Raw genomic sequence first — 25,264 nt, forward strand, 5'->3', positions numbered from 1 at the left:
GAAGGGAGCCCAGCCCCCTAACCCCCGAAGGGGGAACTCTTACTCTTGCTTAAAAAACGAAAACAAAAGCTCCTTCCCGCTCTGAGGGAAGGTGGATGAATCGAAGTATGAGATTCAGACGGAAGGGAGCCCAGCCCCCTAACCCCCGAAGGGGGAACTCTTACTCTTGCTTAAAAAACGAAAACAAAAGCTCCTTCCCGCTCTGAGGGAAGGTGGATGAATCGAAGTATGAGATTCAGACGGAAGGGAGTTTCATGAATTGAAATTATATGACTCTATTATTAGCTTTCGCAAACCTGCCTCGCCAGCAGGCAGGAGCGAAAAACCCCTACTTCTTCTTCACAAACCCTTTCTTAATCAGCAAATCACGTACTTTTTTGTTATGCTTGATGATGCGCATCTGCTCTTCGTAGCTCACATCTTCGTCTTCATAGGCTGCATCACCGAATTGCCCTTCGTAGTTTTCTAATAATTCCACCTCGTCAGTGGCGAGGAAATAGCGTCTGTGTTCTGTATAGCCGTTAGCATCGAGAAAATATTCGCACACATACCCTAAGCTATCATCTTCTTCAATTTTAAAGGCAATCGTAATATTATTTTTGATAGCAGTAGATCCCGCCACCCGATACACACGGTCTGTATAGGTGTTTTGTTTGACCAAAAAAAGATTACGAGGGATGAGTTGATCAAAGTGCTCTTGTAATTGTGCTGCCAGCTTCTTGGGTATTGGTTTCTTATCTTCCATGGTATGAGGTCTTAACTCTTAAAACGTAAATACTTCGCCATCATCTGCGAGGTGCGTATCTGCAAATATAGTTTGTGCTTCTTCTTTAAAGGCGTTTAAGTCAGGATATCTTGTAGAATAGTGTCCTAAAATAAGCTGATCTACACCGGCTTCTTTGGCAATCGTAGCCGCTTGCTTTGCGGTACTATGCCCTGTCACTTTGCATAAATGCTCGTGACTATCTAAAAATGTGGATTCGTGATACAACACCGTCGCCCCTTGTATTTGATCTGTAATACTGGGTTGATAGCTCGTATCACTACAATACGCATAGCTTTTGGGTGTTGGCGGATCAAACGTGAGTTCGTGATTAGGAACCACCGTGCCATCCTCCAAAGTGACATCACCACCCTGTTTGATTTTATTAAAATACGCTTTATCAATTTCAAGATTCAATGCCGCATTGATGTCCAATTTGCGAAGCCCTACTTTTTCTTGAAAGTAATACCCATTGGTATAAATACGATGTTTCAATGGAATCGTCGTGACTGTTACCAAATCATCTTCATAAATGAGTTGAGGTTCTTTACTTTTTAATTCTTTAAAATGCAACGGGTAACTAGTAAAGCTTTGTGTCAGCTTCAGTTGTAATAACACCACTTCTTTAATGCCTACGGGCCCATAAATCGTGAGTGGTGCGGTACGTTTTAATAAACTAAAGGTTGAAATCACACCCATCAGTCCAAAGAAATGATCACCGTGTAAATGCGAGATAAAAATATGCTTGATACGAACGAACTTTATTTTGTTTCGCCGCAAGGCAACCTGTGTCCCTTCCCCACAATCAATCAAAAACACATGATTCCGAATCTCCAACACTTGAGACGTCGGATTTTTGAACGCCCCTGGAGCAGCAGCATAACAGCCTAAAATGGATACAGTAAGGGAGGTACTCATGGGATGGAAGTAATGGTGTTTTTATAATGTATACGCGAAAATATACATATCTGTGTAATAGTTTGGTTTGTTATGAAGATATTTTAAAATCGATTGGCTATCGGCTCTCGAAAAGTTGTCGTAAAATGTGAAGTGAAGATTCCGTAGAATTTCGGACTGTCTGAGCGCAGCGAGTTTCTGAAATTCAGGAATTTAACGATACATTTAGACAAGGTTTCGCCAGCCTAGACTCTTGTTCCCGCGAAGGCGGGAATCTGTTTCTTTTTTTGGCAATGAAAAAAAGAAAAGAAAGGATACTCACATACTATTATTAATAACAAATATAAAATTCAATAGTAGATTTAATAAATTAGCTTTCTTGTTCATTTTCTTTGCTCGCCCAAAGAAAACGGAACCAAAAGAAAAGGCGCTTTTTATGCGTGTCATTTCTATTTTAAATTTTGGAACTTATGAATCTTCGATTTCTTAGGTATTTTTTCGCTTAAAGCGAAAAACCGTAAGCGTTTTCCTAAATTTTTTCCAAGGCTTCAAAAATTTTTAACGGAAACCCCTTACTATACTGGAGAAAAAGAATTAAAAATTATAGATATTCTTTCTTACGTAATCAAAAAAAGAAAGTATACAATTATTTCGGAAAACGATTTTGAGATTCCCGCCGGAATTTATGCTGAGCCAGTCGAAGTACGGGAATGTATTAAAACCCAAGATCCCGCTCGATTTCCTCCATTTGGATGATATCTTCAGCTTCTTGTAGGGTGGGCACCACCACCATTTCGTCGGGAATCAAGTCATAATTAATACCTGTGTTGACAAACACAAATGATTTTTTATCTGCACGTTGGTAGTTAGAAAGCTTGATAAAAGCGACCAATTGCTCTAATGTGAGTTCGGTGTATTGCAAAAGATCAATCACCAGATGACGATCTTCGTATTTTTCGGGAACAATACGTTCTAAGTAGGATGCAAAATCTAATACATCATCACGCTCATCTTCAAGAATTGTATACGTATCTTTTTGTGTAACCTTCATTATTGTTTGATTTTGGAAGCTAGTAAATAGATAATGGCCATACGAACCGCCACCCCATTTTGCACCTGATCTAAGATGATCGCTTGCCCAGAATCGGCGACATCACTGGTGATCTCTACCCCTCTATTAATCGGCCCTGGGTGCATAATCACAATCTCTTTATCGAGCGATTCTAACAACGCTTTATCGACGCCGTATTGTTGGGTGTATTCTCTCGTGCTTGGGAAGTAACTAATGTCCATACGCTCGTTTTGCACTCGCAACATATTTGCCACATCACACCATTGAAGCGCTTTGCGTAAATCCAATTCGACTTCAACCCCTAAGCTTTCAATATACTTTGGCATGAGCGTTTTAGGCCCGCAGACTTTCACGTTGGCGCCTTGTAATTTGAGGGCATAAATATTAGATAAGGCCACACGGCTATGTAAAATATCACCGACAATCACCACATTTTTCCCTGCCACTTCACCTAAACGTTCGCGGATCGAAAAACTATCGAGTAATGCCTGCGTTGGGTGCTCATGGGCACCGTCTCCTGCATTGACAATACTGGCATTGATATGTTTGGACAAGAAAATACCTGCCCCTGGATTTGGATGACGCATCACGACCATATCCACTTTCATAGACAGGATATTATTGACCGTATCAATCAGTGTCTCCCCTTTCTTCACTGACGACGCCGCTGCCGAAAAGTTAATCACATCGGCACTCAGTCGTTTTTCAGCAAGTTCAAAAGAAAGTTTGGTACGCGTACTATTTTCAAAAAAGAGATTGGCAATTGTGATATCTCGTAAGGAAGGGACTTTTTTAATCGGTCTATTGATGACTTCTTTAAAATGATCGGCAGTTTTGAAGATCAACTCAATGTCTTCTTTGGTGATGTATTTGATTCCTAGTAAATGTTGTACACTTAATTCACTCATCTCCTTATGTATTAATCACATATACCGTGTCCTCCCCTTCATTTTCTACCCAACTCACTTTAACCTTTTCCTCATTGATCGCATCTACCTGTCGGCCTCTATAATCCGGTTGGATGGGTAAATGCCGACTAAAACGCCGATCAATTAAGCACATAAGCTCCACTTCTTCTGGGCGTCCAAAACTCTGTATGGCTGTCAGTGCTGCATTGATACTCCGTCCGGTGTACAGGACATCATCGATAAAGACCACTTTTTTATTTTCGACCACAAAATCGATTTTGGTTTTATTGGCTGCCAATGTTTTTTCGCTTCTGCGAAAATCATCACGGAAGAACGTAATATCCAAATATCCTAGTTTGACATTCTCAATGTGGTAGGTATCTGTTAGCAGTTTTTTGATGCGTTCTGCCAGAAAGATCCCACGCGGCTGAATCCCAATCAGGACGGTATCAGAAAAGTCTTCGTGATTTTCAATGAGTTGACAAGCCAATCTATTGAGGATAATGTGTACCTCGGTCGCATTAAGTAATACTTTTTGACTCATAGATGATTCCAAAACAATGTTCGGAAAGCAAAGATAGGGAGTTTTTTTGTTTTTGCTGTCGCGAAAGTGGAAGCAGGACTGAAAAGCCCCCTAGCCCCCAAAGGGGGAACTGAAAACGAAACTGAAAACGAAATCGAAATCACAAATTCCAAATCTCAAAACATTGAATCCCTGAGTCATCTCGATCCTTCGACAAGCTCTGGATAGACTTTAGGAGAGATCCACACGTAACTCACACAAAAGCCACAAATAAACACTACTCATCCCTCATCCCTCATCCCTCATCCCTCATCCCTATTACCTAATCCCTCCCCATTACGGAAACCCGTACCCTATGCTGATAAAATTTATGTAGGTTAGACACGTTTTAAAAGCCGTTTAAAACGGTTATAAACGTTTGTGTCTAGTAACCTCAAAACTGATACAGCAAAAAACACTTCATAAACAACAGGTTAGCCTTCCCCTATTGAAAAATATGTGGTAGATTTGGAAAGGAACACATTTACCATAAAATTAGTGAGTGTGCGATATAAATGAGTTATGACACATTGAAACTTAATGGAAGAAAGCAAAAAATATAATGTTTTTTACTCTTGGCAATCAGATCTTGACCGAAATACCAATCAAAATGGGATCAGACAGGCAATTAGGGAAGCCATTAATAAAATTGAGTTAAAAAACGATGAGTTGATTATTAATCTTGATGAAGCTACTCGAAATATCTCTGGTAGTCCAAATATTCCAAAATCTATTTTTCAAAAAATTGAATCTTCTGAAATCTTTATTTGTGACATAACAACAATAAATAATAATCAAGAAGAATTTCGAAAAACACCAAATCCCAACGTTCTAATCGAATTAGGATATGCAATCGGGAAATTGGGCTGGGAAAGAATAATTATGTTATTTAACAAATCCAAAGGAGAATTTCCAAATGATGTGCCGTTTGATATAGACAAGCACAGAATCGCAGATTTTTCAATAAATTCTAAAAATGACAACAACGGTAAAGGTCAACTAAGAGAAACTCTTACAGAGGCTATTAAATTGATAATTGAACAAAACCCAACTAAACCTTCTAACAAATTAAAAAGGTCTAAAAAAGAAATACAAAAGGAACGAGATTTAGAAAATTTAGAATGGTTATTAGGTCAAATACATATACCCACAGTTGATGATTTTATACTGACTCATCCTGAGACATTTAGACATAAGGTGCTTTTTTTCTGGGAAGGTTTCAACTCCATAATGATTAATAGTCTCTTTACTATTTATGATGAAAAATTAAAAAAGCTTATTGAAAGTTTTCATCACGCTTGGGGATATTCATTAAGTTTTGGAATTCTTTATAGGTCTCCAATGCAATCTGATAATTATATTTTTGGTGTATCAGATCAGTTTCAACCCTCGGCAGATGAAGATAAAGCCTACATTTTATTAAAAAAAAATAAGAAGAAATTATATAAATCATTCAAGGATTTAATGAATTACGTTAAGGAAAACTATTTAGAAATAAATCTAAAAGAAACTAATTTAAAAGCCTTTAATGAATATTTAAGTTATCAGAAAGACTAAAAAAAGTGTCATAACACTATATAACAAAACATAGTTGCCCTTCGGGACAACAACGTTTGTTATATTTACCGTTACCTACAATTTGACCAATCAATGAACCAAAAGATAAAATTCAACAATCCGACTGAATTTTTGGAGTATAATTCCAAAAGACTCTCTGAACAATATTTTGAACATTATCATTTAAATTCACTTTTTGAATCTTTAAAAAATGGAGAGGGAAAACTATTTGATGTTTATAATATTGTTGGAGACGATGAAACTGACATTTTAGCTGTTTGGGCTGATATTTCATATTATTTATATGCAACAAAATGGAACGATGAAGCTGTTAAAATTGTTGCCGAATCGATAGATAATGAAAATTTTGACATTGTCGTTTTAAGAGGACAAAAAGATTTAATTAATGAAGTTATTAAGTTAAAAAATCTAAAAACAAGATTAATAAATGACCGAATAATTTATGACTGTGAAATAATTAATAAACCGAATAGTAAAAACGGAGAATTGATTGTTGCAACGGAGAAAAATTTTGCTGATATTCTGAAATTGAATTTAGGCTATTATCACGAGGATTTTAATGGACAAGGAACTCAAACAGACGAAGAAATTTCAAGGTCTGTGCAAATGGGAATTTTAGAAAGAACAATCTTTGCTTGGAAAGTAGCTAATAAAATGACTTCTTCATTAAGAATTATAAATCACAACCCTCAAAATGTTATGATTGGAGCACTTTTTACATCTAAAGAACATCGGAAAAAAGGATTTGCATCAGAATTATTGCAATCTGCAACTTCCGAAATTTTAAAAAGTGGAGTAGAAAAATGTGGACTTCTGACTGAAAGAGAAAATATTGGTTCTAACAATGCTGTGAAGTCAGCTAATTATATCAAGAAATTCGAATGGATAAACGTCCAAATAATTGAATAAAAACTGTAGGTAACACCGGTAACCGTTGCACAACCCTATAATTTTCTAAAAAGTAAGCCTATATAAGATGTTTTAAGGGGACTTTATTTTCTATCCTATATCTTAATAGTGAACTTTTAAGGAGCGTACAACACCTCCTTTTGATCCAAAAAAAAGCGTTTTTGCAAAAACAGTAAACGTTGAGATTCCTACCTCCGCTGGCGCCAATTTGTAATTGGTGCCCAAACACGAGTGAGTTCCCCTAAGTCTCTCCCACAGTGTTCGTTTGTAACGAGTGCTTACCAAACAAACTATCGCTATAAATCCTCTCGGATTTTCTTTTTGGTTTGTATTTGTTAAATTTAAACACTTAAAAGACATAATTAATCATACACAAGACCTTTGATATACACTCAGCTTATTATGAGAATAACTACAATTACTTTTCTTATTATTTTTTATTTTTCAACCAGTTGTGTGAATGATGAAAAGGAAGTTATAACCCAATTCTACAAGCATATAAATAATATCGAATATTCAAAAGCTAAGAGTATTACAACTGATGATTTTCTTGTAAAATATGTATGGGAGGATAAATCACTAAATCGAGAAAATTACTTCAACCGGCTTTTGAAAGGAAAAGCTATAAAACCCAAATTAGACATTTTGGAACTTAAAAAAAATAAAAATTATTTTGATATTACATACAAAACCTCAAGCCTTTTTAATAAATTTCTATCAATTCCTGAACTAGAATATCAAACTAAGATTTATTTAACAGAAAAGCAGATACGTGAAATTCAAATTGACACTCTAACAGGATATAATGAGGCATCTTTAGCCATTAGTGATGGTTGGAGTTCCTTTCACAATTGGTTCATTATAAAACATCCAGAAGCTAATTTAGATGAAGTCAATAAAAACTATAACAATCTCTTAGTTTACTTAGAAGAATATTACAATAAATAAACCCCACTAGCACTCATTCATAACGAGTGCTCACCAAACAAACTATCGCTGTAAATCCTCTCGGATTTTCTATTTGTTTTGTATTTGCTACATTAGATGCTTAAACACGCAACGAAATCATACACAAACATGTTACCATCAATTTGAAGAAATGAACAAACTAAAAAAAACTTTACTTCTAATACTAACTGTATCACTTTTATCAAGCTGTGATTTCATTAATAACGCATTTACTTATAAAGACACTACAGAAGGATTTGTAGAAGCGCTAATAGAAGAAGATTATGAAAAAAGTCTGACCTTTATGGCAATAGAAAACGAAGCTTTCAAAAACACGAATTTAGACACATTAAAGCTAGGTTTGGGAAATTTTCAGAACGTAATTGTAACTAATTTTGGGAAAGAGCTAAACTACAAATTTATGACTGCCGAAAAAACCTTATCGACAGTAGAAGGGGAAAGTACTGCACCAAATACAACTTTTGCACAAATAGAGTTTTCAAATGATACAGATTTTGGAGTATTCGAAATTATTTTTGATGATAATTCTAATAAAATATTACACATTAAAACGCTCGATTTAAAGGAGAAAATTCCAAATATGACTTTCTTCTGGCTATTTGGAATTTTAGCAATATGCGTTCCCGTTTTTAATATTTGGATTATTATAAGAATTAAGAAAAGTAATCTAAAGAAAAAATGGCTGAAATATATTGCTGTGATTTTTCTAAATGTTCCCGCAATAACTTATAGTGCGGTATATGGTCTTTCTTTTAGCTTATTAACGTTTCAAATACTGTTCGGAATTAGTTTTTCATATATGGGATATTTAAGTTCGGTTTGGACTTTCGGAATACCACTTGGCGGACTATATTGGTTATGGAAATTGAATAAAAAAAATAATGAAGAAACAACCAAAAATGAAATTATAGTAGAATAAAAACTGGCGCTAACACCGGTAACCGTAGTAAAACCCCCGCTGGCGCCATTTTGTAATTGGTGCCCAAACACGAGTGAGTTACCCTAAGTCTCTCCCGCTGGTGCGCGATTGTATCTAATATCCGCAAGTCTAAATTTTAAAACACCGCAAAGCATTATTAATAAACACTTTGCAGATTTTGTGTTTTCACTTAAATTAGTGATACTTATAAACACAATATGAAAATAGTACAATCCAGCGGTATAACTCCATTTGGAGGATTAAATTTTGTTTTAGAAGAGTTCTATATAAATAATTTGGATAAAATTCTAAGTGAATCATTACCTGATTTAGCACCCCAGAGTAAGTATGATTGGAAAGATATACTATACTCTTTCTGGTCGATATATTTGTGTGGAGCAGACTGTGCTGAAGATTTATCTGGAAACTTAAAAAGTGCACTGTCAGATATTCCATATTGTAATTTACCAAGTCCTGATAGAGTACTAAATAGATTTAAAGAACTTGCTTTACCATTCGATGTTTTCAGTGTACCTAGAGGGAAAAAGCTACATCAATTTAGCATTAATCGGGATCTTAATGTATTGAATATAAAAATATTAAAGTTATTTAACCAATTGAATTTGGAACAAACTTTAGATTATGATAATACTATTTTATATACTAAAAAAGCAGATGCAAAAAGAACGTACAAAAAAGAGCTAGGTTATTGTCCAGGAGTTGCAACAATGGGAAGTAAAATTGTTTTCATTGAAAATAGAAATGGAAATAGTGATGCAAAGACCTTGCAATTTCAAACTTTAACTAGAATGTTTGAACTTTTAAAAGATCAAAATATAAAATTAATTAACTTTAGAGCTGATGGGGCTTCATATCAACTAGATGTTATTGATTTAATTCAAAAGAATGTCCAAAACTTCTATCTGCGTGCAAATAGTAATCAAACTCTAGCAACAGCAATTGATTCTATTAAGTCTTGGAAAAAAGTTCGAGTAGGCAACGAAGAGGCATACCGTGGTGAAACATTTTACTCTCCTTTTGAAAGCATAGCTAAGAGGACAAAAAAAGAACATAAAGTTAGAGAATATAGATTAGTAGTCACGAAGACTAAAAGAAAAGATGGCCAGATTAGCTTATTTACTGGTGAAGATTTTAATTATTCAGCTATAATCACTAATGATCAACTAAAAACAGAAGATCAAATAGTTGATTTTTATAATCAAAGAGGCGCTTCTGAAAGAGAATTTGATGTGCTAAAAAATGATTTCGGCTGGAAGAACCTACCTTTTTCAAAACTAGAGGAAAATACGGTGTTCTTAATTTTTACAGCCATTTGTAGAAACCTTTATGGTTACTTGATAAAGACTTTTTCCAAAAAAGTTAGAGGACTTAATGAGAGCTTTAGAATTAAAAAATTTGTGTTCCGATTCATATGTATTCCAGCTAAATGGATACGCACAGCAAGACAAAAAAAGCTCAAACTATATGGAAAGATAAATTTTAAGACATAACCTTAAAATCGCAAAAACGCTCTTTCTTTTTTTGAATAATCCCAAGAAAGATTAAAATCTTCAATGGAGAAGTTATATCTCCTAAATAAAAATAAACTCACAAAAAAGAGAAATAAATACCAAATAAGTACTCTAAGTAGTTTTATAAACAATAACTAGCTTAAATCGAGAAGACTTGCGGATATTAGATTGTATCGCGTTCCAAAAGAAAAATGATCATTGAATCGTTAAACACGCTATATTGACTGAAATTAATATCTATGTCAAAAGCATTTTTTATACTACTCATTTCAAGCCTGGCTTTTTTGTCTTGTGATCCTCCACATTACATTCAATTTGAAAATGAATCTGATTCTGAGGTAAAGGTCACTCTTCTAGCCGATCCAGAAACAGAAAATTATGATTTTTATGAATTTCAAAATTTGAGAATAGGAGACTCGGTTATTTTAAGAATCAAACCCAAAGAATCTGATATGCTCCATTTTGGAATAGGAACATGGTCGAATTCTGAGATTGAAGAATTGACCAATTCCTTGCAAAAAATAATTATTGAAAATGAAGATTTCTTTAGAGTGTATAGAACTAAAAAAGGAATGAATACACTATTAAACCATGATAAACGCGGATTTTGGTGGAAAACAGAAATAAACATTAGAATTGAATAACCCCCGCTGGCGCCCATTTGTAATTGGTGCCCAAACACGAGTGAGTTCCCCTAAGTTTCTCTCACCAGCGTTCGTTTGTAACGAGTGTATACAAAGCTTGCCCTTTATACGAACCCACAACACAACAGCAACCCATTTTAGCTACATTTTCGCGAAAGCGGAAAAACAAAACCCGTGGTGCGTGATTATATCGCATTCCAAAAGCAATTCAAGTCTACATTTTATATCCAGTTTGTATTTACTACATTAGATGTTGTTATATGCATCAACATCAAACATAACGATGTTGCTCGTATCACAACTTTAATCCATTCTAATTACATTTTCGCGAACCTGCCTGCAGGTAAGCAGGAGCAAAAAAAACAAAACACACATCAAGCCTATATAAAACCAACCATACCATGAAAAAATCGAACCTCCTCTCCACAGCTGCATTTTTGTTTGTTAGTGTTTGCTGTACCTCATTTTTATGCTCATGTTCTGATACTGCCCCATCTGAAAATGTAGGAGGGATTGAATTGTCTTTTCCAACAGAACATTACCAAGAAGCATTGGATGGAAGAGTCATTGTGTTGATTTCAAAAAACATCGAAACCGAACCTCGATTTCAGCTTCGGGACGACTCCAAAACGTGTCAAGCCTTCGGCATGGATGTGAACGACTGGAACCCTGGAGAGCCCTTACAATTTGATATGGAAGCTTTTGGATATCCTATCAAGAGCTTTGATTCGTTGCCATCGGGTGAGTTTTATGTACAGGTTTTATTTCATAAGTACGAAACCTTTAAGCGGGCCGATGGGCATGTCGTCAAATTACCGATGGATCGAGGGGAAGGCCAACAATGGAACAGAGCACCCGGTAATCTGTATGCTACACCCCAAAAAGTTACCATCACTAATGGGCAGTTTCCTGCGATCTCCATCACATTAGATCAGAAAATACCTCCCATCGCCGAACCTGAGGATACAAAGTATGTAAAGCATATAAAAATAAAAAGTAAGCTGTTGAGTGATTTTTGGGGAAGAGATATGTATGTGGGAGCGCATATCCTATTGCCTGAAGGATGGGACACGCATCCCGATGTCAAGTATCCACTGGCTATCATGCATGGGCATTTTCCGTCAGATTTTGGCGGATTTAGAACCACACCGCCAGATCCCAATATGGAACCTGAATATAGTGAGCGTTTTGATGTGGAGGGCTATAATGTGATCGTCCAACAAGAAGCCTATGATTTTTATAAAACGTGGACTGGACCTGATTTTCCACGCGTCATCGCCATTAAAATTCAGCATCCTACGCCCTATTATGATGATTCTTATGCGGTGAATAGTGAAGCGCAAGGACCGTATGGGGATGCGATTACGTATGAGCTTATTCCGCATATCGAACAACAATTTAGAGGCATCGGAGAAGGTTGGTCACGATTTGTTTACGGAGGAAGTACTGGTGGATGGGAATCGCTGGCTGTTCAAGTCAAATATCCCAAAGAGTACGGAATGGCTTTTGTCGCTTGTCCCGATCCTATTGATTTTAGAGCGTATTGTTTGGTGAATATATACGAAGACGAGAATGCCTACTACCAAGAAGGGCCCTTTAGAAAAACACTGGTTCCTGGTCATCGGGATTATTTAGGCAATGTAGATGCGAGCTTAAAGGATATGAATTATCGAGAATTGGTATTAGGCACCAAAGGCCGGTCAGGACAACAATGGGATATATGGGAGGCCACCTATTCGCCCATAGATGAAGAGGGGTATCCTAAAAGAATCTGGGACCGCCTGACTGGGAAAATAGATAAAGAAGTGGCTTCCTATTGGAAAGAAAACTATGATCTCGCGTATATTATGAAACGAGATTGGGAAAAACACGGGAAAGATTGGGAACATAAAATTCACATTTATTGTGGTGATATGGATAATTATTACCTCAACAATGCCGTATATCTCGCCGAAGACATGCTCTCTGAAACCACGGCTCCATATTATAATGGGGAAGTCGATTATGGCGACAGAGCCGAGCACTGTTGGAACGGGGATCACGAAAATGGAAATCATATTAGTCGATTGCGATACCACCGTATGTTTATCAAAAAATATGTAGATAAGGTGGATAAAGTCGCTCCTAAAGATGCCGATTTAAAAAGTTGGCGGTATTGATTTTTTTGGTTAAAGATGTTGTTATAATATCACTTTAATCCTGCTAGAGTGCAATTGTATCTCATTCCAAAATAAAGGAATCATTAATTTTTTAACGCGGATACTCAGAGAATATAATAGCTTAAAAAAAAATAACCACGATATAATTGTACGCTAGCTTAAAAATTTCATCCTTTTTAAAAAAGAAAATCCATAAAATCATTTATGAAAAGCAAAATTATACTTGCTTCTATAAGCATCCTACTTTTTATAATGAGCACAAATGCTCAGATTCAGAAAAACTTCTTTGTTGATGATGCAAATGGCGTTGACTTTGTGAGATTTAATGTATGCGTAAATGACGAAGCTAAAATTTATAAGGTTGAAGTAATTCCAGATAAGACCACCTATACTAACGAAACTATAATCAAACAGTTAAAAGAGTACTTATTAGGAATTCAATTTTACCCAGATAGTACACTTAGAAATAATTGTTATGAAACAACTTCTACCCTAGTCAATAGTAAATATCAAGATGCTACAACAAAAGGTCAAAAAATTGAAAAAGGTTTCCCATTTTTAAAAGGTGATTTTCGCTATAAAAATCCTGTCTATAGCATATCTAAAGTCAAAAGAAAAAAACATGTGCAACGAGAAATAGGAACGCATGACAAGCAAATTTATACCATAGAATGGTTATCCACTAGGGAGTATACGCTTATATACAAGAGAATGACTAGAAAACAATTAAAACAACATATTGGAAAATCGATCAATGTAGAAATACTAGAAGTTTTTCCAGATTCTAGTTATGTATATAAATCTACTGGGGATCATTTTGATTGGACGACTTATGGTGTTATGAAAAAAATAAAATAGTACCCTCCAATGATTACATCCCTTAGAATACCTGTACCTTTGCCAAAGCAAGACAGCTTTAAAAACCGCTCAAAACACTATGGAAAAAAATGAATTTTTAGAAAAGCATATTTTCACAGATCTTCAAAATCTAAATACCTTTGTGGAAGCAGATGGTGTGTACACTTTCTCAGAAGCGAATTTTGCTACGGTTCTTGAGCGTGTTGCCCATTTTGGAATTGGTATTTATGCCATTGAAACTTCAACTAATGGAGATGTGTTTGACACCAAAACCAACGAAGATTATAAAAAGAAAGTTACAGATCCTAAATGGTACAAAAGAGCCTATATTGATTTCAAAAAACGCCAAGCCAATCTGAACTATACTGCTACTTACCGAATCTCTGATAAGTTATTAGCTAAAGAAGTGAAGTAAATCTCAAATCTCAAAAGCCTTAAGAGAACAAGTCCTACGTACCACGTCTAGGAGCAAAGCGATCTAGGGTCTTCTTTGGAAATCTCAAATCACAAATTCCAAATCACAAAGTCTCAAAAGAATGAGTCTTACGTCTTATGTCTAGGATCGAAGCGATCGAGAAGCGAAGCGATCTAGTTTCAGTTTCAACTTCGATTTTGATTTCGATTTTGATTTCGATTTCAAAACAGTCTTACGTCTTTTTAAAAAATCAATCAATCCACGTTTTAAAATCCTTTACACGCTCTCTACTCACAATAATCTCTTGCTCATTCCAGTTGTTGAGTTTGATTTGTAGGCGTGAATTCGTATAGGAAATAATATCTTTGATCGCATTGATGTTGATATAAAATTTTCTACTGACTCTAAAGAAGGTTTTAGGCTCCAGCTCTTCTTCTAAGTTTTCTAAAGTGGTATCCAGCAGGTAATTTCGTCCTTCAGTGGTGCCAACGTACGTGCCTTTATTTTCGCTGTAAAAGCACTCAATTTCATCCACAGGAATCATCTTCAGATGCTGTCCGATTTTTGTCGTAAAACGTCTTTTGTATTCCCGCTCTACGGCCGTAACGCCTAGTAGTTTTTTGATGTCTTCAAAATTCAACGCTACATCCTGTTGTTTGGGGATGCGCTCTTTATATTTCGCGACAGCTTTCTCCAAATCCTCATCATCAATAGGCTTTAGTAAATAATCAACGCTATTAAGTTTAAAAGCTTGTAGGGCATACTCATCAAACGCTGTGGTAAAAATAATAGCACTTTTGACTTCTACCTGATCAAAAATTTCAAAAGACAAGCCATCTGACAACTGAATGTCTAAAAAAATTAAATCAGGATGTGCATTTTTTTGAAACCAATCGACTGCCTCCTCTACAGAATGTAACATCTCATTCACCGTTACATTAAGTTCGGCAAGCATTCTATGTAATCTACGTGCAGAAGGTTTTTCATCTTCTATGATTAATACGTTCATCATGACAGTGTATGCTATATTTTTTATAAAATTACTATTTTTAAATAGTTTCTGTTTGTGGATCCAAAGGATTATTTTTTAACAAGAACGCCTGCTTTCCAGATTCTCTCGATACTTGATATGTTTTTCATACTCTCTAGCGGACTATTGGAAAGTAATATAAGATCTGCGATATAACCTTCTTTTACAAATCCTATTTTTCCTATATTAAATCGAGTCGCGGGTAAAGATGTGGCGCTTTTTAATACATCGATGGCTGGGATCCCTGCTTTGCTAAAAAACTGCAACTCTCTGTATAAATCTGTTCCCATATTGATATTGGCGTTGGGTGGGTCCGTACCTGCGAGAATGGGTACGCCTGCATCATACAGTCGTTTGACTTCTTTTAATAATTCGGCTTCTACAACAGCTGTTTCTGCCTCTGTTTTTCCGAAAAATAGTGGTTGTACCAGTACATTGGTTAGAATGGTTGGAATCACGAAAAAATCTTGATTTTTTACAAGGGCATCAAGACGTTCTTGAGGCATGGCTTTATCTGTCCAAATATGCACCAAACCATCAGCCCCATTAGAGAGTACTTGATATGCATCTTCTTCCTTTGAGATATGCACAACCGCAACTTTATCGTTAGCATGTGCTTCTTCAATAAGTGCTTTTACTGTCTCGTGTGAGAGGGTGTTTTTCCACGGTTCCACGATAATTTTGATATGATCAACGCCAGCAGCTACGCGATCTGCAATCCACTGTTTGGCATCTTCGGGCTTTTCTAACGTAGGCACCTCAAAACCATATTGAGTGCCGTGACCTCCTGGTGCTGTGGCCGCATATCCTGCTCTATACAATCGTGCGGCATTGGGTTGATCACGCATGCTTGTCATGTATTGCTGTACAGATTCATAGCCGTGCATGTCCAGAAGTGTAAGCACTCCCGCATTGGCTGCTTCATACAATTGAGGCACCATAAACGTATGCACATGACAATTGGTTAATGCAGGCATTAAAAATTTATCTTTCCCGTCAATGATGGTGTAATCGCCTTTGATGCGTTTTGCTATTTTCTTGACCACACCGTCTTCTATCAGTACAGATGTTTTGTCTATGATCGTCTCTCCGTCAAACAACGTGACATTTTTGATCACAAAAGATTCTTGCGCTAGCGCTCCAAAAAAAGTGAAGCAAAGCATAAAAAAAATGCTGTACAATTTCATCATATTTATTTTTTAATGGAGTATTCCTTTCATTCCCTCAAACCTGCTTGCGGTAGGCAGGGGAGGGAATCTATTACTTTTCCTTCCAAATGTTACTCATAAACTCATCCTCCTCTTTTTCCATATATTCGTCAATCTTACGCTTTTCCCAGTTTTTGTAAAAGGAATTAAATCGTACGGCTTTAAATACATACAGCCAATGTATGAATACACCAATCCCCCATACTGTCGGGGTTATTATACGTACCCAAAAAGGGACATGTGAAGTAAATATCTTGTCGTCAAAAATACCTGCATAAAATAATTGTTCTACGGTACAAAAAACGATATACGCAAAGAGATGGGAATACCAAGCTTTTTCTCTACCTACCTGCTTCCTCGCACGCTCCAACTTTTTTTCATTTGTATCTTCCATGAACATCTATTTTACATATTTCTTTTCACTCCCTCGAACCTGCCTGCGGTAGGCAGGGGAGGGAATCTATTTATTTTCCTTCCGAATGTTATTCATAAACCCCTCTTCCTCTTCTTCCATAAACTCTTTAATTTTACGCGCTTCCCACTCTTTATAAAACTTTAGAGAACGTACTTTTTTAAATACTTTTAACCAATGACCGAGCAAACCAATGCCCCAAAAAAATGGTGTTGTAAAATGAACCCACCAAGGCATATATCCTGTTATTCTTCCATCATCAAAGAACCCAAAATAAAATAACTGCAAACATATATTAACAACGATATATACAAAAAGGTGCGTGTACCATCCTTTTTCATTTTCTACCTGCTTTTTAGCACGTTCATATTTTCCATTCTTTATATCTTCCATGAGTCTGTACTTTACTATTTTTTTATTCCCTCGAACCTGCCTGCGGTAGGCAGGGGAGGGAATCTATTTCTTTTCCTTCCGAATGCTACTTATAAAACCCTCTTCCTCTTCTTCCATATATTCTTTAATCTTACGCGCTTCCCATCTTTTGTAAAAAGTAATATCAAAACGTACTTTTTTAAATGCATATAACCAATGTACAAAAAGATTAAGTCCCCAAAAAAATGGTGTTGTTAAACGTACCCACCAAGGAATATAATTCGTAAAACTCCCTCCATCAAAAACACCCGCATAAAAGAATTGGAGTATTATATTGATCACCAGATAAATAAAAAGGTGTGTATACCACTCTTTTACATTTTTTACCTGCTTTTTAGCACGCTCTAATTTTTCTTGATCTATGTGTTCCATTAGAACCAATTTGATGTATCTCTATTTTCCTTTTCCATTTGCTCTCTGATCTTACGTTGCTCCCAGTTTCTACCTAAAAACAAGTTCGTTCCAAAGAGTTTAAATGCTTCGATAGCGATTCCTAATCCCCAAAAGCCTATAATCCATAAAAACCAAGGGTATCGTAATCCGTTTGAGTAATAATTGAATGCTAAAAATAATCCCCCTACTAAAAGGAAGCTTCCTAATTTACCGTAAAATTTTCTGAGTTCAGCGACTCTTTCACTTGCTCTTCTATATCTATCTTCTTGACTTTCCATCTTTTCTATTTTTTAAAAGTTGTCATCTCGTAACAATTCGTCTATTTTACGCTTTTCCCAATTTTTGGTAAACAACGGGTTCCATCCAAAGGTTTGTGTGGCATGACTTAGTACGCCAATCCCCCAACCTGCAATAGGAAATATCGCCCAAGGAAAAGAAGTGCCTGTGTAGTAATTTATGAAAATAAATACCGGCACCATAATAAGATAGGTAATTAAATGTGTATAAAACTCTTTCATTTCCTTTACACGGGCTTTTGCTCTGTCGTATTTGTAATCTCTATTTGAATCGTTCATGATGTATGTGTTTTAATTTGATGGTGTAAAGATGCTACAAACCTATCTCCTTCAAAAGTAAGAGTCACCCAATTGTAATTTTTTGAGGATGAATTGTGGGTTTTGGCTTTTAGCGGTTGGCTATTAGTCATTAGTCGTTTGCAAATTCGTTCAATATTTATATTATGCACTCGTCGTTCGTCGTTCCTTATTCCATATAAAATGCAAGTTAATTCCGCTTTCGCGAAAGCGTAAAAAACCGTATTTTAGCAAGACTACCTTGCTTATGAAATTTAAACTAAAATCCGACTTTAAACCTACTGGAGATCAACCAACTGCTATTAAATCTTTAGTAGACGGAATTAACGCAGACGAAACTTATCAAACCTTATTAGGGGTCACAGGAAGCGGAAAAACATTTACCATCGCAAACGTCATAGAAAGTGTGCAGAAACCTACGTTGGTACTTGCGCATAACAAAACGCTTGCTGCTCAATTATATAGTGAGTTTAAAGCGTTCTTTCCTGATAATGCCGTTGAATATTTTGTATCCTATTACGATTACTATCAGCCAGAAGCCTTTATTCCTTCTTCTGGAGTCTACATAGAAAAGGATCTTTCTATCAATGAAGAGATCGAAAAAATGCGACTCAGCACCACCTCTTCCCTTCTTTCGGGAAGGCGCGATATTCTGGTAGTTGCATCAGTGTCTTGTTTGTACGGGATTGGAAATCCAGCAGAGTTTCAGAAAAATGTGATTGAAATCAAACGCGATCAGGTGATTGCCCGCACCATGCTTTTAAAACAACTTGTACAAAGTTTGTATAGCCGAACAGAAATGGAGTTTGGGCGTGGTAATTTTAGAATCAAAGGTGATATTGTAGAGATTTTTCCAGGCTATGCAGATATGGCGTTTAGAGTCCACTTTTTTGGTGATGAAATTGAAGAAATCGAAGCGTTTGATCCAAAAACGAGCGAAGTCATTGAGACCTATGATCAACTTCGCATCTATCCCGCCAATATGTTTGTGACCTCTCCAGATGTGCTTCAAGGTGCTATCCATCAGATTGGAGAAGATCTTGTGAAACAAGTCGATTATTTTAAAGAAATAGGAAAACATCTGGAAGCCAAACGCCTTGATGAGCGAACTAATTTTGATTTGGAAATGATTCGCGAACTTGGGTATTGCTCAGGTATAGAGAATTATTCGCGCTATCTAGATGGTAGAGAACCCGGTACCAGACCTTTCTGCTTGCTAGATTATTTTCCAGACGATTACCTAATGGTGGTGGATGAGAGTCACGTGACCGTTTCTCAAGTAAGTGCGATGTATGGAGGGGACCGAAGTCGTAAAGAAAACCTTGTCGAATATGGCTTCCGACTTCCTGCAGCCATGGATAACCGCCCGTTGAAATTTGAAGAATGGGAAGCGCTCCAGAATCAAGTTATTTATGTTTCTGCTACCCCTGCCGATTATGAATTACAGAAAACTGAAGGTGCCTATGTAGAGCAAATCATACGTCCGACAGGACTTTTGGACCCCGTCGTTGAAGTGCGTCCAAGCCTGAATCAAATCGATGATCTCATTGAAGAGATCAATAAAGTGGTCGCCCGCGATGAGCGAATTCTAGTCACAACTTTAACCAAACGAATGGCTGAAGAGTTGACCAAATATTTGGCGCGTATTGATATTCGAACGCGCTATATTCACTCAGATGTAGATACCTTGGAGCGTGTCGAGATTATGCAAGATTTGCGTAAAGGACTCTATGATGTGCTTGTGGGTGTGAATTTACTTCGTGAAGGATTGGACTTGCCAGAAGTATCGCTCGTTGCCATTCTTGATGCCGATAAAGAAGGTTTTTTACGAAGCAAGCGTTCTCTAACACAAACCATAGGGCGTGCCGCGCGTAATATTAATGGGAAAGCCATTTTATATGCAGATAAAATGACCCGAAGCATGCAAGAAACCATAGACGCGAGTAACTACCGAAGAGAAAAACAAATCGCCTACAATACCGCCCACGGACTCAAACCCGAAGCGATAATTAAAAGTTTGGATAATGCGCTTACGCGAAAAGCTACTTATTCGATAGAAGCAGAAAACCTCATCAACCTCGCTGCCGAAGATGCCGCGACCTATCAAACCCGACCGCAAATAGAAAAAAGTATCAGAGAGACTCGCAAAGCCATGGAAGCTGCTGCCAAAGAACTCGACTTTATGCAAGCTGCCAAACTCCGAGATCATATTAAAGTACTTCAAGAAAAGTTGAAGGAATTGGCGTAAAGATTTTTTTATGCTTTCGCGAAATATAATAATGCAGAAATAAATGATGAGCTGTACCAAAAATAATAAGCAAACTAAATATAAAACAGGCAGTAAACAATATGTTTACTGCCTGTTTTTTTACTAACAAAAAACACTATTTATAACTTTTAATAGCATTTGCTTTTGCCAACATAAAAGCAGCTTGCTTCTCTGGTGACATCTGAATTTCAACCAATCGCCACGTCAAATTATACGTAGAAATCTGGAAATTTGCAGGTAAACTCCCAAAGAACGAATCATTATAATCTAAGGGGGTTGTTGCAAATGAAGGTTGACCTTGACTTAATAATTTAATTTCGCAAACACTACCATCTATACTCCCAGTTACAGAACGATAATATTGCCAAACGAGAGAAGTGTCTCCCATTTTGTTTGACAAATCACGAGATCCTTGTGCAGGTGTGCCAGACGAATTATACGGTGTTCTTGAATTTGAAGTAAAATCATAAGACATTGTATCTACGATTTCCTTACCTCCCATATCTACAGATTTATAACTAAAGGCTGACTCAGCACCTTGTACTGCATTCATCACCTCTTGCACAGTAGACTGTGGAGAAACATTTGATAACTGTAGATTTTCAAAATAACAATACAAACCTACCACTCTAAAACTTACTTGTAATGACATAACATTTTTTAAATGAGTCGATTATTAAAAAAAGTAACATGTCGACTCATTTCACCTTACTTTTTATAAAACACACTTTATCAGTATTTTACAACGTAAAGATAGGTTCAGGGCTTCTAGAGATTATAAGGTATTAGTACTGAATTATACTAACAGGTATAAATACCTTGTATAATTACTATAAAAAAGATGACACAAAGTAGTAGCGTTAGGAACAAAAAGTAAAACAGAAAAGAATGTACCGTCCTCAAGAATTTATAAGCAGACGTTTATAGCATTTTAAGTTGATCTATATATAAGATTTTATCTACTTCCTATCTACAAAATGACATTCACTAATTAAAAACACACATTCACTAAAAAAAATAGACGGTTCGTCCTAATCCATTTAATTTAGAGTACAAATACTAATTAACCAACATATTATGAAACACATAGTACTCTTTTTAGCATTGATTTTGGGGGGATTTACCATCAATGCGCAAGCACCTAATGATGAGTGCGCCAATAGAGAAACAATTACAATAAATACAACAGAAAATCTTGAGTATACTATTGACACCGCAACGGCTACAGAAAGCATCAATGCTTCTTGTGAAAATGTAAATACCGACAATCTGGATGTATGGTATGAGTTTACCATGCCCGTAGATGGAAATGTACGTGTCACAAATATTCCGTCTACAGTGAGTATTAGTGTTTTTGACTCCTGTGGAGGAAGTGAAATTGCTTGCTTTTTTAACGACGGATTTATTTTTGACCTACAAGGAGCGACCAATTACGTACTGAGAGTCGCTGAAAATTCTACGTTTGCTGGAACAGTAAACTTTAGAGTACAAGCCTTTGAAGCCGCTACCAATGATGAGTGTGTCGATAGAGAGACTATTACGGTGAACACCACAGAGGCGCTTGAATACACTATAAATACCCCAACTGCTACAGAAAGTATCAATGCTTCTTGTGAAAATGTAAATACCCAAAATCTAGATGTATGGTATGAATTTACCATGCCCGTTAATGGAAATCTACGTGTGACCAATATCTCATCTACTACAAACATTGGTATTTTTGATGCTTGTGGAGGAACTGAAATCGCTTGCTTTTTTAACGACGGATTTGTTTACGGTCTAGAAGAGGCAACTAATTATATCATGAGAGTAGGTCAAAACAGTACTTTTTCAGGAACAGTGAATTTTAGAGTCCAAGCGTTTGAAGCTGCTACCAATGATGAATGTGTCGATAGAGAAACGATTACGGTTAACACCACAGAGGCACTTGAATACACTATAAATACGCCAACGGCTACAGAAAGCATCAATGCTTCTTGTGAAAATGTAAATACCCAAAATCTAGATGTATGGTATGAATTTACCATGCCCGTTAATGGAAATCTACGCGTAACCAATATCTCATCTACTACAAGCATTAGTATTTTTGATGCTTGTGGAGGAACTGAAATCGCTTGCTTTTTTAATGACGGATTTGTTTACGGTTTAGAAGAGGCAACTAATTATATCATGAGAGTAGGTCAAAACAGTACTTTTTCAGGAACAGTGAATTTTAGAGTGCAAGCGTTTGAAGCTGCCACAAATGATGAATGTGCCGATAGAGAAACGATTACGGTTAACACCACAGAAGCGTTAGAGTACACGATAGATATGCCAACCGCTACAGAGAGCATCAATGCTTCTTGTGAAAATATCAACACTGAAAATCTAGATGTATGGTATGAATTTACCATGCCCGTTAATGGGAATTTACGTGTAACTAATATCTCATCTATCACAAGCATTAGTATTTTTGATGCTTGTGGTGGAAATGAGGTCGCTTGCTTTTTTAACGATGGTTTTGTTTATAATCTACAAGAAGCGACCAATTATGTTATGAGAGCAGCTCAAAACAGCACCTTTTCTGGAGTTGTTAATTTTAGAGTCCAAGCGTTTGAAAACCCTACCAATGATGAATGTACCACTCCAACCACCATACAAGTACTTCAAGAAACAACAACAGTTATTCCAATAGATAATCGAGGTGCCACAGAGAGTATAGACGCATCTTGTGAAACTATGAGTGCAGATAACCTCGATCTATGGTACACATTCACCATGCCTGTAAATGGTACTATTGAAATCTCAAATGTTGGGGGAACTGAGAGCTTCTCTCTATTTGACGAATGCTCTGGAGAAGAGCTAGGTTGCTTTTTTAACGATGGAAGCTTTTTTGAATTGATCAACGGAAATACTTATCTCTTACGTGCAAGCACGAGTGCTTTTTCTGCTAATGCCTTTGACTTCACCATACAGGCCGTAGAGACCATACCACAACCTTGTTCAGAGAGTACCGTTTGGGATGGAAGTAGCTGGTCCAATGGGATTCCAGACAACACAAAATCGGCGTTGTTTAATGGGAGTTACAACACCAATTTTAATGAAGATAGTATCAATGCCTGTAGTTGCACCATTGCCACTACAGCCATCGTGACTATAGGAGATGGTTTTTACTTACGATCTGTGTTTGACATCACCGTAGAGGGAACCCTTAACGTAGCCCATCAAGGAAGTCTCGTACAAGTAGCCGAAGATGCAGTGACCGTTAATAACGGAAATATCAATGTGACCAAAACAACGCCTCCAGTAGCTGCGCGTAATTTTATTGCGCTAAGTAGTCCCATGAATGGGGAAACCAGAGATCAAGTCTACGGCAATGCCCGTGCTGTGTTTGGAATTATCCCAGCCAATTTTGTGCCTTTTGATATCGATCTGATGGAATTTCCTGAATTTGCAGGCGCCGAAAACTTTCTAGATGACAACCTTGATTATTTAGATGAATACACAGGAATCCGAGCTTTACCGGATGCAGGCATAGGGTTATTAGTATTCCCTTCTCCTGAAGCCGACTCACCTGAAATGCCGTATACACTCACTTACGACCAAGGAACCCTAAACTCAGGAACCATTACCGTTCCTATCAACTACAACGGACCTGAAACTACCAATAACTATAACTTGTTAGGAAATCCATATGCCTCTGCTATTGATGTCAATGCATTTATTACAACTAATGACGCAGTGAACGAAGTATACTTATGGGAGCATATCACCAACCCAAGTGCAGATTTACCCGGATTTGGCACTAGTAATTTCTCTATGAATGATATTTCCATTCGCAATGCGTTGGTAGGAATCGCTGCCGTTAATGGAGGTACTGCCCCAGGACAATTTATGGCATCAGGACAAGGGTTTGCGATTAAAGCAGATCAAGCACAAGCGATGGCAAATACGCCTGTCACCTTTACAAACAGTATCCGTGTGACGGGTAATAACGATGATTTACGAACCTCAGAAACGGATAGTATAGACCTATTATGGCTTAATTTGACGACCAATGCGTATGAAGATGCGGTATCACAAACAGCTGTGGGCTTCATTCCGCAAGCGACACCTGGCTTTGATCCTGGGTATGATACTGTACGTTTAGGAACCTTTCTTTCTTTGTTTACCACCTTAGAAACGGGAGAACAATTAGCCATACAAGGAAGAGAGGTTTTTGATCCTTCCATAGAGTTGACCTTAGGATTCGCGACCACCGTAGAAACTCAGGAAATCTATACGATAAGTATTGATCACTTTGAAGGGGCCAATATGATAAATACACCTATATTTTTGATCGATGAGATGACCCAAGAAATCGTGAATTTAAAAGAAACCGACTATACGTTCACCACACAAAGAACCATACAGCCAGCGCGTTTTACCATTGTATTTCAAGAACGAGACGTATTGAATATAGAAGAAGTACGCTTTCGCGAAAGCGTAACCCTCTACCCTAACCCTGCGTCAGATCAGGTGACTCTTACCTATGCAGGGCAGGAACAACTACAGCAACTGGCTATTATTGATGTACAAGGAAAAATTATTGAGCGTATCACACTGCAAGATTTTAACACTTCTAAAACTATCGATATAAGTAGGTTAGCAAAAGGCATCTATTTTGTAAATGTCCAATCTAAAAGTACGACAATAACACAAAAATTAATTATTAAGTAGTTCTATATAAGCGAAATACATTCTAAAAGGAGGCTGTTACAGCT

At 36.8% G+C, this 25,264-nt stretch carries 25 protein-coding genes; 12 read left to right on the forward strand and 13 right to left on the reverse strand.

All coding sequences use genetic code 11. The features are described from left to right. Nucleotides 1-328: 328 nt before the first annotated feature. The 5 genes from ACFO3O_RS01555 to pyrR form a co-directional block, all read right to left on the reverse strand. Nucleotides 329-745, reverse strand: a complete 417-nt coding sequence (locus tag ACFO3O_RS01555; RefSeq protein WP_379976771.1) for a hypothetical protein — start codon at nucleotides 743-745, stop codon at nucleotides 329-331. A gap of 18 nt (nucleotides 746-763) precedes the next feature. After that, the gene (locus ACFO3O_RS01560; protein WP_379976772.1) at nucleotides 764-1,681 is read right to left on the reverse strand and encodes a ribonuclease Z; all 918 of its coding nucleotides are present in this window, start codon (nucleotides 1,679-1,681) and stop codon (nucleotides 764-766) included. Nucleotides 1,682-2,375: 694 nt separating this feature from the next. After that, the gene (locus tag ACFO3O_RS01565; protein WP_379976773.1) at nucleotides 2,376-2,711 is read right to left on the reverse strand and encodes a ribonuclease Z; all 336 of its coding nucleotides are present in this window, start codon (nucleotides 2,709-2,711) and stop codon (nucleotides 2,376-2,378) included. Beyond that, the gene (locus ACFO3O_RS01570; protein WP_379976774.1) at nucleotides 2,711-3,640 is read right to left on the reverse strand and encodes an aspartate carbamoyltransferase catalytic subunit; all 930 of its coding nucleotides are present in this window, start codon (nucleotides 3,638-3,640) and stop codon (nucleotides 2,711-2,713) included. Before ACFO3O_RS01570 ends, ACFO3O_RS01565 begins: the two co-directional genes overlap by 1 nt. Nucleotides 3,641-3,644: 4 nt before the next feature. After that, entirely contained in the window at nucleotides 3,645-4,184 is a 540-nt protein-coding gene (gene pyrR / locus ACFO3O_RS01575; RefSeq protein ID WP_379976775.1) for a bifunctional pyr operon transcriptional regulator/uracil phosphoribosyltransferase PyrR, read from the reverse strand. A gap of 558 nt (nucleotides 4,185-4,742) precedes the next feature. On the opposite strand from pyrR, the gene ACFO3O_RS01580 reads away from it, so the two are divergent. The 10 genes from ACFO3O_RS01580 to ACFO3O_RS01625 all read left to right on the forward strand — a co-directional run bounded on the left by ACFO3O_RS01580 (nucleotide 4,743) and on the right by ACFO3O_RS01625 (nucleotide 14,185). Further along, nucleotides 4,743-5,759 (forward strand): TIR domain-containing protein, encoded by a 1,017-nt coding sequence (locus ACFO3O_RS01580; RefSeq protein WP_379976776.1) that lies wholly within the window; start codon nucleotides 4,743-4,745, stop codon nucleotides 5,757-5,759. Nucleotides 5,760-5,852: 93 nt separating this feature from the next. Then, entirely contained in the window at nucleotides 5,853-6,689 is an 837-nt protein-coding gene (locus ACFO3O_RS01585) for a GNAT family N-acetyltransferase (RefSeq protein WP_379976777.1), read from the forward strand. Between the two features lie 402 nt (nucleotides 6,690-7,091). Beyond that, nucleotides 7,092-7,637, forward strand: coding sequence for a hypothetical protein (locus tag ACFO3O_RS01590; protein ID WP_379976778.1), 546 nt, complete (start codon nucleotides 7,092-7,094; stop codon nucleotides 7,635-7,637). 151 nt (nucleotides 7,638-7,788) lie between these two features. Further along, complete coding sequence (locus tag ACFO3O_RS01595) at nucleotides 7,789-8,577, forward strand: hypothetical protein (RefSeq protein WP_379976779.1); 789 nt, start codon at nucleotides 7,789-7,791, stop codon at nucleotides 8,575-8,577. 218 nt (nucleotides 8,578-8,795) lie between these two features. Continuing rightward, a complete protein-coding gene (locus ACFO3O_RS01600) occupies nucleotides 8,796-10,088 on the forward strand; it encodes an IS1380 family transposase (RefSeq protein ID WP_379976780.1) in 1,293 nt (430 codons plus the stop codon). 260 nt (nucleotides 10,089-10,348) lie between these two features. Continuing rightward, a complete protein-coding gene (locus ACFO3O_RS01605) occupies nucleotides 10,349-10,753 on the forward strand; it encodes a hypothetical protein (RefSeq protein WP_379976781.1) in 405 nt (134 codons plus the stop codon). Between the two features lie 177 nt (nucleotides 10,754-10,930). Then, on the forward strand, nucleotides 10,931-11,158 hold the full coding sequence (locus tag ACFO3O_RS01610) for a hypothetical protein (protein WP_379976782.1): 228 nt from the start codon (nucleotides 10,931-10,933) through the stop codon (nucleotides 11,156-11,158). Then, the gene (locus tag ACFO3O_RS01615) at nucleotides 11,155-12,912 is read left to right on the forward strand and encodes an alpha/beta hydrolase-fold protein (RefSeq protein WP_379976784.1); all 1,758 of its coding nucleotides are present in this window, start codon (nucleotides 11,155-11,157) and stop codon (nucleotides 12,910-12,912) included. Before ACFO3O_RS01610 ends, ACFO3O_RS01615 begins: the two co-directional genes overlap by 4 nt. A gap of 204 nt (nucleotides 12,913-13,116) precedes the next feature. Further along, the gene (locus tag ACFO3O_RS01620) at nucleotides 13,117-13,770 is read left to right on the forward strand and encodes a hypothetical protein (RefSeq protein WP_379976785.1); all 654 of its coding nucleotides are present in this window, start codon (nucleotides 13,117-13,119) and stop codon (nucleotides 13,768-13,770) included. Nucleotides 13,771-13,849: 79 nt separating this feature from the next. Then, entirely contained in the window at nucleotides 13,850-14,185 is a 336-nt protein-coding gene (locus tag ACFO3O_RS01625) for a hypothetical protein (protein WP_379976786.1), read from the forward strand. A 250-nt stretch (nucleotides 14,186-14,435) separates the two neighbouring features. On the opposite strand, the gene ACFO3O_RS01630 is transcribed toward ACFO3O_RS01625, so the two are convergent. The 7 genes from ACFO3O_RS01630 to ACFO3O_RS01660 all read right to left on the reverse strand — a co-directional run bounded on the left by ACFO3O_RS01630 (nucleotide 14,436) and on the right by ACFO3O_RS01660 (nucleotide 18,235). Further along, nucleotides 14,436-15,194 carry a LytR/AlgR family response regulator transcription factor gene (locus ACFO3O_RS01630; protein ID WP_379977233.1) on the reverse strand — a complete coding sequence of 253 codons (759 nt, stop codon included), beginning with the start codon at nucleotides 15,192-15,194 and terminating at the stop codon, nucleotides 14,436-14,438. Nucleotides 15,195-15,265: 71 nt separating this feature from the next. Beyond that, on the reverse strand, nucleotides 15,266-16,405 hold the full coding sequence (locus ACFO3O_RS01635; protein WP_379976787.1) for an amidohydrolase family protein: 1,140 nt from the start codon (nucleotides 16,403-16,405) through the stop codon (nucleotides 15,266-15,268). A 70-nt stretch (nucleotides 16,406-16,475) separates the two neighbouring features. Further along, complete coding sequence (locus ACFO3O_RS01640; protein ID WP_379976788.1) at nucleotides 16,476-16,817, reverse strand: 2TM domain-containing protein; 342 nt, start codon at nucleotides 16,815-16,817, stop codon at nucleotides 16,476-16,478. Between the two features lie 66 nt (nucleotides 16,818-16,883). Further along, nucleotides 16,884-17,228, reverse strand: a complete 345-nt coding sequence (locus ACFO3O_RS01645) for a 2TM domain-containing protein (RefSeq protein ID WP_379976789.1) — start codon at nucleotides 17,226-17,228, stop codon at nucleotides 16,884-16,886. A gap of 63 nt (nucleotides 17,229-17,291) precedes the next feature. Further along, on the reverse strand, nucleotides 17,292-17,639 hold the full coding sequence (locus ACFO3O_RS01650) for a 2TM domain-containing protein (protein WP_379976790.1): 348 nt from the start codon (nucleotides 17,637-17,639) through the stop codon (nucleotides 17,292-17,294). Then, nucleotides 17,639-17,938 carry a 2TM domain-containing protein gene (locus ACFO3O_RS01655; protein WP_379976791.1) on the reverse strand — a complete coding sequence of 100 codons (300 nt, stop codon included), beginning with the start codon at nucleotides 17,936-17,938 and terminating at the stop codon, nucleotides 17,639-17,641. The genes ACFO3O_RS01650 and ACFO3O_RS01655 overlap by 1 nt, the downstream gene beginning before the upstream one ends. Nucleotides 17,939-17,950: 12 nt before the next feature. Continuing rightward, entirely contained in the window at nucleotides 17,951-18,235 is a 285-nt protein-coding gene (locus ACFO3O_RS01660; RefSeq protein ID WP_379976792.1) for a 2TM domain-containing protein, read from the reverse strand. A 265-nt stretch (nucleotides 18,236-18,500) separates the two neighbouring features. Here ACFO3O_RS01660 and uvrB point away from each other — a divergent pair, with 265 nt between their 5' ends. After that, entirely contained in the window at nucleotides 18,501-20,501 is a 2,001-nt protein-coding gene (gene uvrB, locus ACFO3O_RS01665; protein ID WP_379976793.1) for an excinuclease ABC subunit UvrB, read from the forward strand. A gap of 136 nt (nucleotides 20,502-20,637) precedes the next feature. On the opposite strand, the gene ACFO3O_RS01670 is transcribed toward uvrB, so the two are convergent. Further along, nucleotides 20,638-21,174, reverse strand: coding sequence for a hypothetical protein (locus ACFO3O_RS01670; RefSeq protein ID WP_379976794.1), 537 nt, complete (start codon nucleotides 21,172-21,174; stop codon nucleotides 20,638-20,640). A 425-nt stretch (nucleotides 21,175-21,599) separates the two neighbouring features. On the opposite strand from ACFO3O_RS01670, the gene ACFO3O_RS01675 reads away from it, so the two are divergent. Next, complete coding sequence (locus ACFO3O_RS01675; RefSeq protein WP_379976795.1) at nucleotides 21,600-25,220, forward strand: T9SS type A sorting domain-containing protein; 3,621 nt, start codon at nucleotides 21,600-21,602, stop codon at nucleotides 25,218-25,220. Nucleotides 25,221-25,264 lie beyond the last annotated feature (44 nt).

The sequence above is a fragment of the Dokdonia ponticola genome (assembly GCF_042653865.1).
Classification (GTDB): domain Bacteria; phylum Bacteroidota; class Bacteroidia; order Flavobacteriales; family Flavobacteriaceae; genus Dokdonia; species Dokdonia ponticola.

Excerpts from the sequence above, each read along its gene's own strand:
- ACFO3O_RS01555 (WP_379976771.1), bottom strand. The coding sequence starts at position 745 with ATGGAAGATAAGAAACCAATACCCAAGAAGCTGGCAGCACAATTACAA.
- uvrB (WP_379976793.1), top strand. The coding sequence starts at position 18,501 with ATGAAATTTAAACTAAAATCCGACTTTAAACCTACTGGAGATCAACCA.
- ACFO3O_RS01565 (WP_379976773.1), bottom strand. The coding sequence starts at position 2,711 with ATGAAGGTTACACAAAAAGATACGTATACAATTCTTGAAGATGAGCGT.
- ACFO3O_RS01640 (WP_379976788.1), bottom strand. The coding sequence starts at position 16,817 with ATGGAAGATACAAATGAAAAAAAGTTGGAGCGTGCGAGGAAGCAGGTA.
- ACFO3O_RS01670 (WP_379976794.1), bottom strand. The coding sequence starts at position 21,174 with ATGTCATTACAAGTAAGTTTTAGAGTGGTAGGTTTGTATTGTTATTTT.
- ACFO3O_RS01630 (WP_379977233.1), bottom strand. The coding sequence starts at position 15,194 with ATGAACGTATTAATCATAGAAGATGAAAAACCTTCTGCACGTAGATTA.
- ACFO3O_RS01645 (WP_379976789.1), bottom strand. The coding sequence starts at position 17,228 with ATGGAAGATATAAAGAATGGAAAATATGAACGTGCTAAAAAGCAGGTA.
- ACFO3O_RS01615 (WP_379976784.1), top strand. The coding sequence starts at position 11,155 with ATGAAAAAATCGAACCTCCTCTCCACAGCTGCATTTTTGTTTGTTAGT.
- ACFO3O_RS01605 (WP_379976781.1), top strand. The coding sequence starts at position 10,349 with ATGTCAAAAGCATTTTTTATACTACTCATTTCAAGCCTGGCTTTTTTG.
- ACFO3O_RS01595 (WP_379976779.1), top strand. The coding sequence starts at position 7,789 with ATGAACAAACTAAAAAAAACTTTACTTCTAATACTAACTGTATCACTT.
- ACFO3O_RS01580 (WP_379976776.1), top strand. The coding sequence starts at position 4,743 with ATGGAAGAAAGCAAAAAATATAATGTTTTTTACTCTTGGCAATCAGAT.
- ACFO3O_RS01650 (WP_379976790.1), bottom strand. The coding sequence starts at position 17,639 with ATGGAACACATAGATCAAGAAAAATTAGAGCGTGCTAAAAAGCAGGTA.
- ACFO3O_RS01635 (WP_379976787.1), bottom strand. The coding sequence starts at position 16,405 with ATGATGAAATTGTACAGCATTTTTTTTATGCTTTGCTTCACTTTTTTT.
- ACFO3O_RS01675 (WP_379976795.1), top strand. The coding sequence starts at position 21,600 with ATGAAACACATAGTACTCTTTTTAGCATTGATTTTGGGGGGATTTACC.
- ACFO3O_RS01570 (WP_379976774.1), bottom strand. The coding sequence starts at position 3,640 with ATGAGTGAATTAAGTGTACAACATTTACTAGGAATCAAATACATCACC.
- ACFO3O_RS01625 (WP_379976786.1), top strand. The coding sequence starts at position 13,850 with ATGGAAAAAAATGAATTTTTAGAAAAGCATATTTTCACAGATCTTCAA.
- ACFO3O_RS01585 (WP_379976777.1), top strand. The coding sequence starts at position 5,853 with ATGAACCAAAAGATAAAATTCAACAATCCGACTGAATTTTTGGAGTAT.
- pyrR (WP_379976775.1), bottom strand. The coding sequence starts at position 4,184 with ATGAGTCAAAAAGTATTACTTAATGCGACCGAGGTACACATTATCCTC.
- ACFO3O_RS01660 (WP_379976792.1), bottom strand. The coding sequence starts at position 18,235 with ATGAACGATTCAAATAGAGATTACAAATACGACAGAGCAAAAGCCCGT.
- ACFO3O_RS01655 (WP_379976791.1), bottom strand. The coding sequence starts at position 17,938 with ATGGAAAGTCAAGAAGATAGATATAGAAGAGCAAGTGAAAGAGTCGCT.
- ACFO3O_RS01600 (WP_379976780.1), top strand. The coding sequence starts at position 8,796 with ATGAAAATAGTACAATCCAGCGGTATAACTCCATTTGGAGGATTAAAT.
- ACFO3O_RS01560 (WP_379976772.1), bottom strand. The coding sequence starts at position 1,681 with ATGAGTACCTCCCTTACTGTATCCATTTTAGGCTGTTATGCTGCTGCT.
- ACFO3O_RS01620 (WP_379976785.1), top strand. The coding sequence starts at position 13,117 with ATGAAAAGCAAAATTATACTTGCTTCTATAAGCATCCTACTTTTTATA.
- ACFO3O_RS01590 (WP_379976778.1), top strand. The coding sequence starts at position 7,092 with ATGAGAATAACTACAATTACTTTTCTTATTATTTTTTATTTTTCAACC.